We start from the raw sequence: 15,420 nt of genomic DNA on the forward strand, positions 1-15,420 counted from the left end.
CGAGACCCGGCTCGTGCCTGCTGATTTCGGCTCGACCCGACTGTTCGGCATGGTGGTGCGGTTGCCGGTCGCCGACGTGGTCATGTTCGACCGCTACGCCCCGCCGACGCACCAGTTGTTCACCATCCTGCACGAGGTGGGCCATCTACTTTTGGAGCACGCGCTGATGGATGGAACAGCGGAGCCCGCAGAGTCCGGTTGTGGTGGATCGATCGCCGACGAGCGGGCCGCTGAGTACTTCGCTGCCCGCGTCTCACATCTGCTCCGCGTGCGATCGGCGCGGATGGCGAATCCGGACTCATCCGCCGCCCGAATCGCCGACACGTTGACGGGCGGGACTCCGTGATCGTTGCGCCCGTGGAGTACCTGTGGGGCTATGAATCCGACGTGATCGCCTTTCTCCTGGTGGCTCTGCTGGTGGTCTCAGGGGTGCTCACCCGCAGGCGCCCGGTCGGTTCGCGGTACCGGCTCGCGCTCGCAACACTTCTGGTCGGGGTGATGTTCTATCAGTCCACGGCGCTGATCTTCGTTGCCGGTGCGGACCAGGTGGCGGGAATCCACCGGCCGACGGCGTTGCTCACCCACGCGTTGGGGGTCGTCTGGAATTGCCTGACCGTGCTGCTTGCGGTGTATTGGCGGGTGGGCCGGGTGCCGACGACGGTGGTGGCGCGGGTGGTGGCGTTCGGTGCGGTCAGCGTGGGTGCGCTGACGGTGTGTTTCATCCTGCTGTACCCGGGCCCGACCGACCCCAACTACATTGTCGGGATCGAGCCAACGGTTGTGGGCAAGGTCTATGTTGCGGTGTACGCGGCGTCGATGCTGGCCGCGAAATCGATTGTGCTGTGGGTCTGTCTGCCCCAGATTCGTCAGATGTCACGCCGGCCGGCCCAGGTGGGGCTGGCACTGGTGTGCCTTGGTTCGGCGATGATCGCGGCGTTCGCCGTGTGCCGGATGACAGCGCCATACTGGCGGGCCGTACTTCCGGATAGCGCTGACGTTGTCGAGACGGTCGCCTTCGTCGCACACGTCGTCGGTGCGATCGTTTACGCTGCGGGCTTCGGCTTCATGGAGGCGAGGTCGTTGTTGCGGTCGGTTCTCGCCCACGCCGACGACGTCCGCCGCTATCTGCGGTTGCGGCCGTTGCTGGTGGCGATCGACCGGTATGAGACCGAGGGGCGATTCGGTGTCGTGTCCGGGTACGGGCAGCCCCGGTGGCCGGAGTTCGCCAGTCGCGCAGCCATATCGGGCTACGTGAGCGCTGCGGTCGTCGTGGTGTTCGACGCCGCCGGGTTACGCGCCCGGGCCCTGCGGGCTACCCTCGCCGACGACGGTCCGAGCGCCACCGGCGGACACGGTGCGGTCACCGAGACGACGCCGCTGTTCCATTTCCGGACGGTACGGACGTCGGACTACCGGTTGGTGGCTGCCACCGCGCGGGACTATCGGACGCTGGTACGCGGTTCGATCGGGCCCGAGGTCGCGTGTGCACGGGCGCTGGCCGCCCTTGCCGACGCGTTGGCGCTCACTCCGGCCCAGGATGATCACGATCGGTGACAGGCATGAGACCCTCCTTCTCCCGCAGCCGGTCGATGATCCGGGTGACCTCGTTGAGCGACTCGTCGGAGAGGCCACCCGCCCGCAGTCCAACCCGGGCGCCGGCATCGGTGAGCGCGCGGATCAGGTCCGCTTTTGCTGCAGACGACCCGGTAGCGGTTTCGGCTCCGCCGAAGAAGTAGTCCGTCGGTACCTGGAAGTACTCGGCGAAGGCCTGGATCAGGGCCATACGCGGATCTGTGACGACGCCGTTGCGCAGCTCCGACAGGTACCCCTTACTCACCCGGGTGCCGGTGACCGCCTCGAAGTCGTTGAGGAATTCGTTCAGGGTCTGCGAGCGGCCCGTCGTACGTTCGCGTCGCTCGAACAGTGCGTTGAGGCGCTCGGTGAACGTCTCTCTATCAGCCGTCATGTGTTTCTATCGTAGTCGCGGCCTCGAAGGAGGATGTCCTCTGTCTGGGCATTCGACATTCGCAACGCAGCCCATGCCGCGCCACCGAGAACCGCAAACGCCCCTGCAATCGTACTGAACGCCGCCACCGGGGAGGCGGACAGCGCATCTGATCCGAGCACCGCCACCGCCACCACCATCCCGAGTTGTCGGCCGACGTTGAATGTCCCGGCGCTCGCCCCAGACGTACCGGGCGTAGCCAGCGACATCGCCGTGCTGCTCAGCGTCGACGCGAGCACACCGGCCGTCACCCCTAGCGGGACCGTCGCCACCAGCGCCGCAGGCAGGACAGTCGCCGCGGTCGCCGCGACCACCGCCGCGGCGACCACCGCGACGGCCGGCGCAACACTCAGGAACCTCCGGTGCAGGTGATGCGGAGCGAGCAACGCGATGACGTTTCCGCCGAGCCAGCCCACACAGCAGGGGATCATCAGCCGGCCCGCGTGGACCACGTCGAACCGGCGGACGAGCTGGAGATACATCGGTAAAACGATCAAGGAGCCGTACGCGGCGAACTGATAGCACGTGCCGGCCACGACCGAAACCGAGAACGGCCGGTTGAACACCTCGGGCGGCACCATTGGTGCGGGTGCCCGGCGAACATGCCATACCAGCGCCGCCACGGCGGCGGTGCATGCGGCGGCGGCGAACCCGGCCACCACACATGCGCCGCGCATCGACTCGATCACGCCGCAAGCCAGCGCCGACAGCAGAACCGCGAGCAGCACCTGCCCGCGCCAGTCGATGCTGCGCGTCGTCGCCTCGCGATCGTCGACCGCCGGCAGTAGGAGCAGCGCGGCGATACACATGGGGATATTGCACGCGAATACCGACCACCAACCCAAGCCGGCGACAAGCACCGAGGCGAGTAACGGGGCGGACGCGATCGCGACGCCGCCGACAACTCCCCACACTCCGATCGCCCGCGCGCGCCGGGCGGGCTCGCCGATCCGGCGACTGATCACCGACAGTGTCATCGGCAGCATGAAACCGCCTGCCGCGCCCTGCACTATTCGACAGGCGATCAGAGTGGGCGAATCCGGGGCAACAGCACAGAGTAACGACACCACCGCAAACACCGCGGTCGCGCGGCGGTACAGCCGGGTGCCGCCGATCCTGTCCCCTAGTACACCCGCAAGCAACAGAACCGCACACAGAGGTACGGTATAGGCATCCAAGATCCATTGGCGGGCAACGGTTCCCGCGCCAAGGTCCGAGGCGATCGCCGGCAGCGCAACATTGACCCCGCTGGCGTCGAAGGCGACCATGAAGTTGCCCAGACTCACCGCCACCACGCCCAACCAGCCGAGAGCGGGGACCTTGCACCGAACCTGCTCGGGTGTGACCGTCATCGCGGTTCGCTACGCGCCAGACGTTCCCCGGGAGACTGCGTGGCGACGATCATCCTGTGCACCGGCACCTCGACGCCTGCCTGCTCGGCGTAAGCGAGTACCGCACCGTTCTGTTCGAACAGCTCCGAGGGTCGCCCGGCGAGGAGGTCGCGCTGCATCGACGACGTCGTCGCCGACTCGAATCCCACGTACACACTCATCGCCTCGGTCACATCGTCCGGACCGACGTGGACACCGTGCGCGCAGGCCACCGCCGCCACCTCCCGCATCGCGGCCTCGACCAGTGCATGGGTGATGGGGTCTGTGGCGGTGACCCCGGTCGGCTGCCGACACAGCGCGCCGACACCCCCGTAGGAGGCGACGAGCATCAGCTTGCGCCACAACGCGCGTCGCATGTCGAGGTTGACGGTCACCTGTAGTCCTGCGCCGAGCAATACCGTGGCGAGTCGGGCGTGCGCATCGGAGGGGCGGTCGGTGTGATCTATGGGGCCGACCTCGACTGCGGCGTCCCGGCCGAGGCAGCGGGCCGTCAGCGGGCCGATCCGCTGCGCGATCACGACACACGTCGCGGCAACCACATGCGAAGAGCCGACGATCTTTGCGACCTCGAGCGGCGCGTCCACGCCGTTCTGCACGGTCATCACCAATGTCCGTGGACCGACCAGTGGGGCCACGAGCTCCGCGACGCCCGGGACCTGCCATGACTTGACCGTGACGACAACCAGGTCTGCGTCGCCTCGCACGTCGGCGATGTCGGAGACAACGGTGACCGCCCGGGTTTCACGCTGCTGGTCGCCGTAATCGACGACAAGGGGTTCCCCGTTCGCAAATCGGTCCGCCGCGTCCGACCGGGCGACAAGAGTGACTGTCTCCACATCCGGCGCTGCGGCCAGTTTCGCCGCGAAGTACAGGCCGAGCGCTCCAGCTCCGACCACAACGATGTTCACGCGGACATCCGTTCCTCGGGACCTGTCGCGCCGGCCACGGTCCTCAGACCACGACGACCGAGAACATCCATCGCCGCGAGCTGCACGTGTTCCAGGCGCACCAAGTCGGAATAGAAGTCCTGGATCTGCGCGGCCAGGGCGTCGTAGTCAACCCGCTTACGCGCGTACATCTCGTCCATCTGCGTCGCGAGGTGGCTGTACACAGCGTCGAGGAAACCGGGGTCGGACACCGCATCGGCGTCCACCCCGCTTTCGATGAGGATCTGTCGAATATAGTTGGGAAACAATCCAATCCGATTGAGGAAGTAGTCGACGTCACGCGTCACGCCCAAGTAGTCCGGCACGTTGACAATGCCCGCATTCTCGTTACGGACCAGAAATCCGCTGATCGCCCGGTAGGGATCCGGCACAGCCATATAGGTCTCCTCGGAGAGCTGTGCCGCCCGCACGAGTCCGTCCAAGTTGAGCTCACCGTCGGCAACCGTGATCGAGTTGCGTGCGAAGACCGCTGCGATGCTCTCAATCTCGGGTAGTCCGGCGCGATTGCCGACCCCCGCCACACCGCCCTCGACCATCTGGAATCCATGGAAGACCGACATCAACGAGTTCGCGGTCCCAATGCCGTAATCGTTGTGCCCGTGCAGATAGAAGGTGATGTCGGGATTGTCGTGCACAAGGTTTGCGGCGAGGACCGCGGTGGCCTCGGGTAGCAGCGTGCCGACCGAATCATTGATCCGGATCAGCTCGATACCCTGCGCCCGACACCGCTCGATCTGAGTGCCCAGGTGCTCGTACTTCTGCTCGTCGATCGTGGTCGAGAACGCATTGAGCAGGCTGGACCGGAACCGGTGGACGCCGATACCCCGCAATCGATCTACCACTCGCTCGAAAAGGCAGTTGTGGCTGTCGATTTCGATCATCCCGACGCTGACATAGATCTCGTCGCGATACTCCGGTGGGAGGTCGCGCTCCAAGGTCTCTATCAGCGGCTCCCAGGTTTTGAGCGTGAGATTGAACGAGAACTGCGCGGCAGCGGGAATCCGACCCATGATGTGCTTGGCGTCCAAGACATTTCGGACAAATGCCGCCTCGTCGAGACCGGAGCCCACATCGATGTCGGTGACCCCGGCTCCCGTGATCGCCTCAATCAGCCGCAGCTTGCGGTGGTTGTCGGCTCCGAACGGTGCGCGCTCGCCACCCTCACGAATCGTCTCGTCGGACACCGCTTTGATCTCAAAGTTCTCATACCGGGGCCGGTGCCCCGCAGGAAAGGACAGCGCAGACATCGAAACTCCGTTCATGTTTGTGAACAATGTTGCCTGGCAGCGATCTAACGCGCCCGGGTGATGCCAGTCAAGACTGGTTCCGGGAGGGCAGGATCACAGGCCGCCCCGGTTGACAGCCACCCGGAGCCAGCGGAGTATCTGTGTCGTTCACAAATGTGAACACCTTCGAGGGTCCGCGGCGCGGCGTGCCCAACGCTCTTGTCGATCCACTCAAACACGTTTGGAGGCAAATGTGTTCATCGCTGTACAGATCTCATGGCTGATCCTACTGGGGATCGCGGAGTTGGGGGCGGCCCGCTGGGGGCGCGCCGTCCCACGGGGTGCGCGCACCGCCCGCAACCTGACTTTCACCGTGATCAATCATGTTGCGATACCGCCGTTGACGGTGCTCTGCTTGGCCGCGGCACAGGTCGTTCACCCGCCGGTCGGGATCAACCGACTCCCGATGTGGACTGGGATGATCCTTGCCGTCCTGGCGTTCGATCTGGCCGGCTACTGGTTCCACCGCGTCAGCCATCGAAGCCTGTTGCTGTGGCGATTCCATCAGGTCCACCACTTGGACGAGGATTTCGACTTCACCACGGGTGCCCGCGTGCACACGGTCGAGGAGTCTCTGCATCAGATCCTTCTCGTGGCGGTCGCTATCGTGATCGGCGCCCCGCCGCTCTACCTGACCGTCTTCGGAACCCTGGCGTTCGTGGCCGCGTTGTGGCACCACTCGAATCTCGCTGTCCCGCAGCGGATCGAGCGCTGGCTCCGCCTGGTGGTGTTCACTCCGGAGACGCACGTGGCTCATCACCACGACCAGATAGAGGACACCGACACCAACTTCGGGTTCCTGTTCCCCTGGTGGGACCGGATGTTCGGCACATTCAACCGGCGGCAGCGAACCTCTGACTGGCGGATCGGCCTCGACTACTCCCGCGACCTCGGGCTCATCGGACTCCTTCTTGTGCCCTTCCATCCGCGCCAGCTCAAAGAGCTCGCACTACGACCGGTGACAGATGCCGGCCCGCGCTCAGCGCAGACCGCAAAGTCGGTGACCCGATGATCGCGGTACAGGCCATGCTGATGCGCGGCGGAACGTCGAAGGGGATGTATTTCCTGCGGTCGGATCTGCAGGAGACCGGCCAAGATCTCGACACGCTGTTGCCGATGATCATGGGATCGCCCGATCGACGGCAGATCGACGGCGTTGGCGGCGGAAGCACCACCACCAGCAAGGTCGCGATCGTCGGACCGTCCACCCGACCAGGCTGCGATATCGATTATCTGTTCGGTCAGGTCGACCTCGATTCCATGCGGGTGGATTGGACCCCCACATGCGGCAACCTCCTGGTTGGCGTCGGGCCCTACGCCGTGGAGAGGGGGCTCGTACCCGCCGGCGACCCACTCACAACAGTTCGAGTGAATCTCGTCAACACCGGTGCGCGCGTGGAGCTCACGGTACGCACTCCCGGGGGCATCGTCACCTATCAGGGAGATCATCGGATCGCCGGTGTGCCACGCCGGTCGGCACCGGTAGACGTCGCATTCACCGAGTTCGTCGGCGGCACCACGGGCCGCCTGCACCCGACCGGCCGACCTGTCGATGTCGCCGGTGGAATCGAGTTCACCGGCATCGACGCGGCCGTGTGCGCCGTGGTTGCCCGCGCCGAATCATTCGGCCTGGGCGGAGACGAGAATCCCGCAGACCTCGATGCCGACCGCCGCCTCGGCGAGGCGATCGAAGCGATGCGCCTACGCGCAGCGCTGCAGATGGGCATGGGTGACGTGCGCGGTCGCGTGCTACCGAAGGTGATGCTGGTGTCACGGTCGGGATCATCCGCCGCAGTCCGATCCCGCTACTTCGTCCCCATCGGCTGCCACCCTGCGCATGCGGTGTCCGGTGCGATAGCGCTGTCGACCGCTGCGGCGGTGGGCAATACGGTCGTCGACTCCGTGCTCGGCGGCCCACAGCGCGCGCCGCTTCTCATCGAGCATCCGGCCGGAGTCATGGAGGTCGACGTCGCGCTCGGTACGCAAGGCACGCCGATGCGCGCCTCGCTGCAGCGCACGGCACGAAAGTTGTTCGACGGCACCGTTTTCGTCGATCCAACCGCGATGGCCAGCTAATGGGGGCCGGCGGTTTGGTGCATGGCCGCACCGCGCGGTGGGGAGTGTGCGCTGTGGTCACAGTCGGCGTGGGTGCGGTGTTCACCGAGTTACGGATGCCCGGGTCCTGGCTCGTCGCCGCGGCGATCGCCGCCGGGATGGTGGCGATCATCGGCGGTCAGGAGCTGACGCCGCACCGTTGGGCACTGCGACCGGGCCAGTCGATCATCGGAATCCTCGCCGCGGCCCCACTCGCCACCGTCGGGGCCGGTACGGCGCAGCGCTATCTCATCGTGTCGATCGCAGTCAGCGCCGCGACCCTGGCCTTGTGTCTGGGGTGTGCTCGCGTTGTCGCATGGGCCGGCCGGGGTGCGGTTTCGCCGGCGACGGCCGTGCTCTCCACACTGGCGGGTGGGGCGAGCGGCATCTCGACGATGGCTGTCGACCTGGACGTTGATCATCGCTATGTGGCGTTCTCACAGTACCTTCGGCTTGTGGTTGTCACGGTCACTCTGCCGTTCGTGCTCATCGCGATCGGACTGCACCCGCAGCGGTCGACCGCCGTCGGCCACGCACCGAGTGTGCTCGGCTTGGCCGTCGCGGTGGCGATCGTCGCTCTCGCCGGTCGGATCGGTGCGCGGCTCTCGGTGCCGGCCCCGTACTTGCTGATGCCCCTGATGGTCACCCTCGTCGTCGAACTCGCCGTCCCCGGACTGCGGTTCGACCTGCCGAGCCTGGTCGTGGCGGTGGCCTACGTCGTGATCGGATGGCAGGCGGGTGGCTCCTTCACCCGTGCCTCGCTGCGGTTGTTCGTCCGGTTGTTACCCGTCACCGCCGTGCTGATCGGCGTGATGATGGGCGCGTGCTTCGCCATGGCCGTGGGAGTCGCAGTGTGGCTTCACATATCGTTGGGGCAGAGCTACCTCGCCACCACACCCGGTGGAATCTATGCGGTGATGGCGACTGCCACGGACACCGGCGCTGGTCCTGTGGTGAGCACGCTCCAGGTGATCCGGCTGCTGACGATGGTCTTCGCGGCGGCGATCGCTGCACGGGTGTTCTCCGACCGGACCCAGATCGGGCGCCGTCTGGGGTCGCGGGATCGCGCGGAAGCGCCAAGCGTAGACACCAGGCTCGGCTGACCCTCAGCCGTGAGCCGTTATGAGAGGAGTTGCAGAATGGGTGGTTTCACGATCTTCGATGCGCACTTCCACATCATCGATCACGCGTTCCGGGTGGTCGAGAACAACGGGTTTCTCCCGGAGCAGTTCGACGTGGATGCCTACCGCGAGCACGCAGAGCGACTGCACGTGGTGGGCGGCGCGGTGGTATCCGGCTCGTTCCAGGCATTCGACCAGGCCTACCTGCGCGACGCGCTCGGTCGCCTCGGACCCACCTTCGTGGGGGTAACCCAAATTCCGGCCAGCACGACGGACGCGGAACTCATCGAGCTCGACCACGCCGGTATCCGTGCGGTGCGGTTCAATGTGCGCCGGGGCGGCTCGGAGACGATAGAGCAACTCGACGCCTTCGCCCGTCGCGTGCATGACGTCGCCGGCTGGCACACCGAGCTCTACGTCGACGCCGCCGACCTCTCCGAGCTGGTCGACGTCATCGGGAGTCTGCCCGCAGTCAGCATCGATCACCTGGGCCTATCGCCCCAAGGCGTGCCGATTCTGCTGCGGTTGGTCGAGCGGGGTGTTCGGGTCAAAGCGACCGGATTCGGGAGGGTCGACCTCGATGTGTCGACCGCGATCCGGCAGATCGCGGAGATCGACCCGTCGGCGCTGATGTTCGGTACCGATTTACCGTCGACGCGTGCTCGACGCCCCTTCGCGGACGACGACATCGACATCTTGGTGTGCGAGGTAGGCGAGGAGCACGCTGAAGCCGTACTCCGCACGAACGCTGAGACCTTCTATCGCATTTCCACATCCGCAGCGACTCTTGCTCCGACGGCAACACAGACGCGTTAGCTGAGCGGGTCCGTCACACGACGCCGTGCATGACAACGGTTGCGGCTCGGCGTGAGCCGTCCGAAACCGACCTAGTCGGCCGCCGCCGCTTCGTCGGCTCGGAGGCGGTCCTCGTAGCGGGCCCGTCGGCGAGAACGACGCTCTCCACCACCGTGCTGAACGGCGGTGGAGAGCTCGCTGGTTCACACTCGAGAACCACGGAGCCCGCACCACGCGATCACTTCGTTGGCAACGAACCCGGCATCAGTGCCGCCGTCATCGGTAACCCGAGTACCGGAGCCGGGAGTTCCTCGGCCACGAACACCTCGGTCTGGGTTCGACGAGTCCGCGACCTGCTAGCGCCATCCATGCCACCTCGAGTTCAACGAATATTTCCCCAATCGGCGCCGATCGCGCTCGCCCACTTTGGACGACGCGCCGCAATCTCGACTCTCGCAAACGCATTCAACTTCGATATCAGCGACGACGTCCTTCGGTTTGCCCTAAGCAACTTAATAGTTCACGACCGGGGTATCGACACCTACACCTACACCTACATCGCCACCCGCACGAACACCTGCAGATGCATCCGGCCCCGATCGACTACCGGCGCCGTCGGCTCCTCTGGCCGCGTCCTACGAGTAGCACCGTTTCCGGTGATGCTGGATTCGATTTAAAGGGAATCAACGCATTCGTCAGCAGTAGCGTAGAAAAGAGCACTGGCAGGAGTGTTGAAAATATGATCGAAGGCGGAACGGATGTCGAAGTTCCAGCAGCGATATCGGGCCGAAACACGCAGCGGACGCCTACACTGAGTATGCGGAATACTCCTACGTGCTCCAGAAATACGACACACGATCAAAATCTGTCGTCTGGACTAAAACTTTCTATTACTATGTACCGACCGGATTTAGGGTGGTCCCGCGACCATGACGAACTCTCAACCGCGCGGCCTAAAAGTGTTGTTATGCAAGGTAGGGAAAGAATGGAAATAGGACACCCCCGTATCGCTAAGGCTCAGGTGGCTCGACGGTGGAATAGCGGCGCTCTTGCTGGTGACGCTTAGCGCGCTATGGATAATCGGCGAGAATGTCTGGGACGATCCCGGCGCCAGCACGCACGATGACTCTCCAAACGCACCTTCTAATCGCGGAGTTCTCCTGACTAAAGATATGTCAGGAATGAGAGTATCAGCCGTCTACGCAAAGACGCAATTCATTGCCGACGGCCAGTATCATGATGGAAAAATGTTCCATATCGTGGAGATGCAACCAACGGCAGGGCCCCCGCTCGATCATATAATCATTGGACCAGTATGCGCCTCAGCTTCATAGCCGGCACTGACAGGTATATGGATTGGTGTCTATCCTGCGGATTCGGTCGAGTCACAAGAACTTCATAAGGAAGCGCAAGAAGCTAGCGGAATCAAGTTCAACCAGTCACTACGAGAGAAAGTCCCGATCGCGTCCCCCTCGTCAGAGCTGCCGCAGCCCGCACCCTGGCCGCCGCAGGCTACGGCCTGCTGCGCCGCCAAGCAGGCCAACTTGAGATCGGCGACGTTCTACTAGACCTCGGTCCGGACGTGGCCGGCCACGTCGTCGGCCGCGAGGCGCTGGTGGACGGCCGCCTCCTCTTTCATCTCCACCTCACCGACCGCCGCAGCAACGGTCCGCTCTCGATCATGACCTGCGCCCTGGCCCGCCCCGACGACGTCCGCGTCATCGCCGATCCGGAGGCACTGTGATGAGCGGCCTGACCACGATTCTTCGCCGAATGACAACTGCCGCAACCGAAGATGAGGCCAACCTGATCGTGGCCGAAGCCGAGCAGGATCTACCACTGCTGCTCGATCTGGCCGGCCTGGTCGATGTCGGCCACAGGCGGATCATCGTCGCGCATGTGATCGGCACGGTGATGGCTGAGACAGGTACCGCACCGCATCCCGGTGAGGTGCATCTCGAGCGGTGCTTCCGGTGTGGCCGAGCCGCGATCTACGACTCCCAGGAGACCTGCCGCCGGTGCAGGTCGGAGACTCTCGACCGCCTCATCGACGCGGAGGCCAGAGCGCTCGAACTCGAGGCCCGACAGGCTCGAGGTGAGCAGTCGTGACCGACGATCCCGACCTGGTCGGTCCTCCCACACCGCCTGCGGCACAAGCGCTTCTGCACTGCGACAGGTGCGGCCAGCGCACCGCACACGATCGCATCGGGTGCCGGGCCTGCCGTGCCCGTGCGAAGTTGGCTGCGATGACGCCCGAGGAGCGCGTGCAGAACCTCGTCGCCCGCCTCAACCTCTACGACACCGAGTACCGCGAGCGCAGACCCTACAACCCCTACGGCGACCTGATCGGACCGTCCGTCGGCGTCGACATCGAGCAGACGGTGCAGCATCTGCAGCCGCACATCGCCGAGGACACCCAACCAGGCGCACCCGACAACACTGACGACGACCTCGAGTTCATCAGCGGCGACGGGCAGTTCGTCGTTCGCCGCGAGAACAGCGAATGGCAGTGGACGCCGCACCCGACCCACTGCACCGACTGCGAGCCCGCCGAGTTCGACGACGAGGACCACGGCGACTTCGCCGACGAGATCGGCTTCGAACCTCCGGCTCCCGAACACCCATACCTCGAGATCGAGCCGCGCGCAGATCCGTACGCGATGCCCATCGATCGAGCCATGCGCCAGGCAGCTGAGGCGTGGGCGGCGGACGCGGACGGCCTGGCAACGTTGATCGGCATATACCCCGACCGAGAGTCGGCACAAGCAGCACTCAGGTATCGGGAGCTAGACCCCAGCACCGTCACGATGTGGGAGGCATCGGGCAGTGCGCACGTGCTGTTGTTCCGTGCCGACTGACACGATCCAATTCCGTTGATCCCCATACCGATTGGAGCCCTCATGGACACCCGGACCCGCAAGATGCAGACGATAGTCGCCAAGCTGCTTCGTCAGGCCGGGACGCCCGAGGAGGCGGTGTTTCAGACCAAGGCGTTCGAGCTGGTGGCCAAGTACGGGCTCGAAATGACCACGATCGACCAGGCCAGGAATGGTCTGAATGCGACTGCCGGGAGGCCCGAGGCGGTCGAGTGGGTCGTCAAGATCGACGGCAAATACATTCCGCAGCAGTCGATGCTGCTGTTCGGGATGATCCAGCGCCTGCACTGCGACGTCGTCTACATCCCACACCGCAGTCACTACGAGGTCTTTGTCTACGGACTCCCGCGCCACCTCGACCGGGTGCGGTTCCTCTGGGAGATTCTCCAGCCACAGATGTTGCGGCTGGTCGAGCACGTCCGTCCAGCCGAAGAGGGCCGCACCAGGTTCACCCCGGCCGAGACTCTCCGGTACCGACGTTCGTGGGTCGCTGGGTTCGGCGAGAAGGTGCGGATGCGGATCGAGGACCAGGAGGAGAAGGTGATCGACTCCGCGGGCGGAGCCGCACTGGTGCTCTACCGGCGCGATGCCGAACTCGCCACCGCCGCTCTGGATGCGGCGAACTCCCGCACCCGCAGAGGATCTGGATCGGAGGCGTCGTACAGCGCGGCCGGCTACGCCCACGGTCAGCGTGACGGTGCATCAGCTGCCATGAACCGTTCGCTGACCGACTAGATTCATGCTCTACGAGGTCGCCGCAAGCCAACCGGCCAAACCGACAAAGATCGCTGCCGCACTACGATTGACACGACGGGTGCTGGTTTTGCTTGCGGTGCGGATGCGCTTGCCAAGAGTCCCGGCGAAGTACCCGATCGGTCCGTCGATCGCGAAATCGATGACGACCAGCACCGCTCCCAACACCGCCAATTGCAACGGCATGTGCCCCAGCTCCGGGCTGGCGAACTGCGGCAGGAATGCCACGTTGAACAGGATCACCTTCGGGTTGAGGACATTGGTGATCGTCGCGCTCCGGAACGCCGAGAGCACCGGCCTATTCACCTCCACCTGCTCGACCTGGTCCGCCTCTTCGGCCGTCGCATCACCAGCCCGCCACGTCGACCACGCTAAGTAGAGCAAGTAGCCGACGCCCGCCCACCGCAATACCTCATACACCGCGGGAAACCGGTGCAGCACCGCGGCCAGTCCCACTACCGCGATGACTATGTGGACGGTCAGCCCAGCGGCCACCCCGGCAGCGGCGGCAACGCCGGCCTTGGGTCCACGACGGCTGCCCAACGTCACGATCAAGATCATGTCCGGGCCCGGCACGATCACCAGGATCACCGCCGCGACCACGAACGCTCCGAACAGATGCCAGTCGATCACCACCGGATTGTTTCACGGATGCGCGTCGTTCAGCACCACACATCCGACCGCGCAACCGCGCTCACCGACGTCTCCCAGCGACTCCGGACGTCGTGATCGACATCAGCCGGGTGTCGTCGGTCATTTGTGCGGACGACTGCCCGCTCATCGCGAGTATCGACGACCCGACCCACCTGGCGATACGCTGGCCGTCAAACCGTATCCGGGGGCCACCATGTCGACGACCCTGCCGATCCCGGCGCTCGCGAGTGCGCTACCGCACCTCGCGCGACTCGCCGCGCCGTTGCCACCGGTTGTGCCCCCGGACATGCCGCGGCTGCACGTCACGACGCTCGGCCCTGCCAGCGGTGGCTCGACGCTGGCCGACGTGCACCACGTCCTCGGCCGCGCCGCCGGAGCGGTCGAGTTCCGGCATCGGCTCTGCTTCCCTGGTGCTGACTTCCGCACGTACGAGCCGCAAATTCTCACCATGACCGCGATGACGGCTATGGCTCAGCATGTGGGTCCCGGCGGCGGCCAGGGGCACGTCCTCGTCGTCTACCGCGGCGGCGGTATCGACTACAGCCGTTCACCACGATCCATCGACGCCGACCGACAAGCGCTGCTACAGCTCGCGATTCAGCTGACGAACCTCGGCGTCATCGTGGTCTTCGGCATGGGCCATGCCAGCGACTCCTGCCTGCCGCCGGGAGTGTTGCCGCTCGGCGTCATCGAGGAGATCACGCCGAGTTCAGCCTGTGAGCGCATCCTGCGCGACCTCGTATCGGCGGGTGAGTCCGCTGCGCCGATCACGCCAGGCGGCGGTTGAGCTCGGCGGACCACTTCGCACCCTCGCGGGCGAGCTCCTCGATGTAGGCGTGCCGTTCCTCGGTCGTGATCGCCGCGATCTGCGACGGCGTCGCGCGCTCGATCCTGCTCTGATTCTCGTCTGCTTGCGACACCGTCCACCTCCACATCTGTCGACAATCGCTGATCACTCACCCTAGCGTCCAGGGTGAGTCGGCGCGTGGCCGTCCTTTACTGACACCACAGACTGTCGTTACCGGTCGCGGCCAGGCGATCGGTTACCGACTACCCTTTGAGCGATTGTGCGTGACGCACAGCATCTCGCAATTGGCGAGAGTGGACGCACCACCCTTCGACCACGCCGTCACGTGATCAGCATCCATCTCTTCGAACTCGTAGATCCTGCAGGCGTTGTTGTTGCTCCCGCCGGCACACATGGGACAGTTCGAGACCCCTTCCGCCTCAGCCTTTTTCGTCTGCTGCCCGTATGCCGAGAGTTTCGTCTTCTCGTCGAACGCCCGGACATCGAGGAGCTTCGTGTCCGATTCGCCGCCGAGCACGTAGGGGTAAATGCCTCGCTTACTCTTCACATCCACATCAGCCATGAGCGCCGCCACGCGTTCCTCCAGTGCGTCAGGGTCCAGGGTGTCGGTCTTGTGCTCGTTGTACAGCGGACCCTGGCGTGTCCCCCGTAGATCGGTCCGGCTTGTTTTAGAGTCCTGATTGCCCTGGT

Annotated in this window: 18 protein-coding genes; 11 read left to right on the forward strand and 7 right to left on the reverse strand. The window is 64.9% G+C overall.

Features of this window, described 5'->3' with window-relative positions; all coding sequences use genetic code 11:
• Positions 1–13: 13 nt before the first annotated feature.
• Positions 14–346, forward strand: coding sequence for an ImmA/IrrE family metallo-endopeptidase (locus P3L18_RS06660; protein ID WP_139765850.1), 333 nt, complete (start codon positions 14–16; stop codon positions 344–346).
• A complete protein-coding gene (locus tag P3L18_RS06665; RefSeq protein ID WP_079931590.1) occupies positions 343–1,554 on the forward strand; it encodes a hypothetical protein in 1,212 nt (403 codons plus the stop codon). Before P3L18_RS06660 ends, P3L18_RS06665 begins: the two co-directional genes overlap by 4 nt.
• On the opposite strand, the gene P3L18_RS06670 is transcribed toward P3L18_RS06665, so the two are convergent.
• The 4 genes from P3L18_RS06670 to P3L18_RS06685 are packed head-to-tail and all read right to left on the reverse strand — an operon-like array spanning position 1,523 to position 5,590.
• On the reverse strand, positions 1,523–1,966 hold the full coding sequence (locus P3L18_RS06670; protein ID WP_079931591.1) for a helix-turn-helix domain-containing protein: 444 nt from the start codon (positions 1,964–1,966) through the stop codon (positions 1,523–1,525). The genes P3L18_RS06665 and P3L18_RS06670 overlap by 32 nt on opposite strands.
• A complete protein-coding gene (locus P3L18_RS06675) occupies positions 1,963–3,357 on the reverse strand; it encodes an MFS transporter (RefSeq protein WP_079931592.1) in 1,395 nt (464 codons plus the stop codon). Before P3L18_RS06675 ends, P3L18_RS06670 begins: the two co-directional genes overlap by 4 nt.
• Entirely contained in the window at positions 3,354–4,304 is a 951-nt protein-coding gene (locus tag P3L18_RS06680; protein ID WP_139765851.1) for a 2-dehydropantoate 2-reductase, read from the reverse strand. The genes P3L18_RS06675 and P3L18_RS06680 overlap by 4 nt, the downstream gene beginning before the upstream one ends.
• Positions 4,301–5,590, reverse strand: a complete 1,290-nt coding sequence (locus P3L18_RS06685; RefSeq protein ID WP_079931593.1) for a 2-isopropylmalate synthase — start codon at positions 5,588–5,590, stop codon at positions 4,301–4,303. Before P3L18_RS06685 ends, P3L18_RS06680 begins: the two co-directional genes overlap by 4 nt.
• Positions 5,591–5,822: 232 nt before the next feature.
• On the opposite strand from P3L18_RS06685, the gene P3L18_RS06690 reads away from it, so the two are divergent.
• The 8 genes from P3L18_RS06690 (at position 5,823) to P3L18_RS06725 (ending at position 13,250) form a co-directional block, all read left to right on the forward strand.
• Positions 5,823–6,641: a sterol desaturase family protein gene (locus P3L18_RS06690; RefSeq protein ID WP_079931594.1), complete on the forward strand. Its 819-nt coding sequence runs from the start codon at positions 5,823–5,825 to the stop codon at positions 6,639–6,641.
• Positions 6,638–7,705 (forward strand): PrpF domain-containing protein, encoded by a 1,068-nt coding sequence (locus tag P3L18_RS06695; RefSeq protein ID WP_079931595.1) that lies wholly within the window; start codon positions 6,638–6,640, stop codon positions 7,703–7,705. The genes P3L18_RS06690 and P3L18_RS06695 overlap by 4 nt, the downstream gene beginning before the upstream one ends.
• Before the next feature lie 53 nt (positions 7,706–7,758).
• Positions 7,759–8,826 (forward strand): AbrB family transcriptional regulator, encoded by a 1,068-nt coding sequence (locus tag P3L18_RS06700; protein ID WP_346348421.1) that lies wholly within the window; start codon positions 7,759–7,761, stop codon positions 8,824–8,826.
• Positions 8,827–8,862: 36 nt separating this feature from the next.
• Positions 8,863–9,660, forward strand: coding sequence for an amidohydrolase family protein (locus P3L18_RS06705; protein WP_276113653.1), 798 nt, complete (start codon positions 8,863–8,865; stop codon positions 9,658–9,660).
• A gap of 1,561 nt (positions 9,661–11,221) precedes the next feature.
• Positions 11,222–11,383 carry a hypothetical protein gene (locus tag P3L18_RS06710; RefSeq protein WP_276113654.1) on the forward strand — a complete coding sequence of 54 codons (162 nt, stop codon included), beginning with the start codon at positions 11,222–11,224 and terminating at the stop codon, positions 11,381–11,383.
• A 29-nt stretch (positions 11,384–11,412) separates the two neighbouring features.
• A complete protein-coding gene (locus P3L18_RS06715; RefSeq protein ID WP_276113655.1) occupies positions 11,413–11,748 on the forward strand; it encodes a hypothetical protein in 336 nt (111 codons plus the stop codon).
• Positions 11,745–12,497 carry a hypothetical protein gene (locus P3L18_RS06720; protein ID WP_276113656.1) on the forward strand — a complete coding sequence of 251 codons (753 nt, stop codon included), beginning with the start codon at positions 11,745–11,747 and terminating at the stop codon, positions 12,495–12,497. Before P3L18_RS06715 ends, P3L18_RS06720 begins: the two co-directional genes overlap by 4 nt.
• A 42-nt stretch (positions 12,498–12,539) precedes the next feature.
• Positions 12,540–13,250 carry a DUF2786 domain-containing protein gene (locus tag P3L18_RS06725; RefSeq protein ID WP_276113657.1) on the forward strand — a complete coding sequence of 237 codons (711 nt, stop codon included), beginning with the start codon at positions 12,540–12,542 and terminating at the stop codon, positions 13,248–13,250.
• Between the two features lie 9 nt (positions 13,251–13,259).
• Here the strand turns inward: P3L18_RS06725 and P3L18_RS06730 are convergent, their stop codons facing one another.
• On the reverse strand, positions 13,260–13,871 hold the full coding sequence (locus P3L18_RS06730; protein ID WP_276113658.1) for a LysE family translocator: 612 nt from the start codon (positions 13,869–13,871) through the stop codon (positions 13,260–13,262).
• 244 nt (positions 13,872–14,115) lie between these two features.
• Between P3L18_RS06730 and P3L18_RS06735 the strand changes: the two genes are divergently transcribed.
• Positions 14,116–14,709, forward strand: a complete 594-nt coding sequence (locus P3L18_RS06735; RefSeq protein ID WP_276113659.1) for a hypothetical protein — start codon at positions 14,116–14,118, stop codon at positions 14,707–14,709.
• Here P3L18_RS06735 and P3L18_RS06740 read toward each other — a convergent pair.
• Positions 14,690–14,842, reverse strand: coding sequence for a hypothetical protein (locus P3L18_RS06740; RefSeq protein ID WP_276113660.1), 153 nt, complete (start codon positions 14,840–14,842; stop codon positions 14,690–14,692). The genes P3L18_RS06735 and P3L18_RS06740 overlap by 20 nt on opposite strands.
• A gap of 123 nt (positions 14,843–14,965) precedes the next feature.
• Positions 14,966–15,420: HNH endonuclease (locus P3L18_RS06745; RefSeq protein ID WP_276113661.1), on the reverse strand; the 455-nt coding region annotated here is incomplete at its 5' end.

It is taken from the genome of Gordonia sp. N1V, assembly GCF_029269935.1.
Lineage (GTDB): Bacteria > Actinomycetota > Actinomycetes > Mycobacteriales > Mycobacteriaceae > Gordonia > Gordonia polyisoprenivorans.

What these genes read in the sequence shown, in the direction of transcription:
- P3L18_RS06735 (WP_276113659.1), top strand. Translation starts at nt 14,116, where the DNA reads ATGTCGACGACCCTGCCGATCCCGGCGCTCGCGAGTGCGCTACCGCAC.
- P3L18_RS06670 (WP_079931591.1), bottom strand. Translation starts at nt 1,966, where the DNA reads ATGACGGCTGATAGAGAGACGTTCACCGAGCGCCTCAACGCACTGTTC.
- P3L18_RS06705 (WP_276113653.1), top strand. Translation starts at nt 8,863, where the DNA reads ATGGGTGGTTTCACGATCTTCGATGCGCACTTCCACATCATCGATCAC.
- P3L18_RS06695 (WP_079931595.1), top strand. Translation starts at nt 6,638, where the DNA reads ATGATCGCGGTACAGGCCATGCTGATGCGCGGCGGAACGTCGAAGGGG.
- P3L18_RS06685 (WP_079931593.1), bottom strand. Translation starts at nt 5,590, where the DNA reads ATGTCTGCGCTGTCCTTTCCTGCGGGGCACCGGCCCCGGTATGAGAAC.
- P3L18_RS06675 (WP_079931592.1), bottom strand. Translation starts at nt 3,357, where the DNA reads ATGACGGTCACACCCGAGCAGGTTCGGTGCAAGGTCCCCGCTCTCGGC.
- P3L18_RS06715 (WP_276113655.1), top strand. Translation starts at nt 11,413, where the DNA reads ATGACAACTGCCGCAACCGAAGATGAGGCCAACCTGATCGTGGCCGAA.
- P3L18_RS06725 (WP_276113657.1), top strand. Translation starts at nt 12,540, where the DNA reads ATGGACACCCGGACCCGCAAGATGCAGACGATAGTCGCCAAGCTGCTT.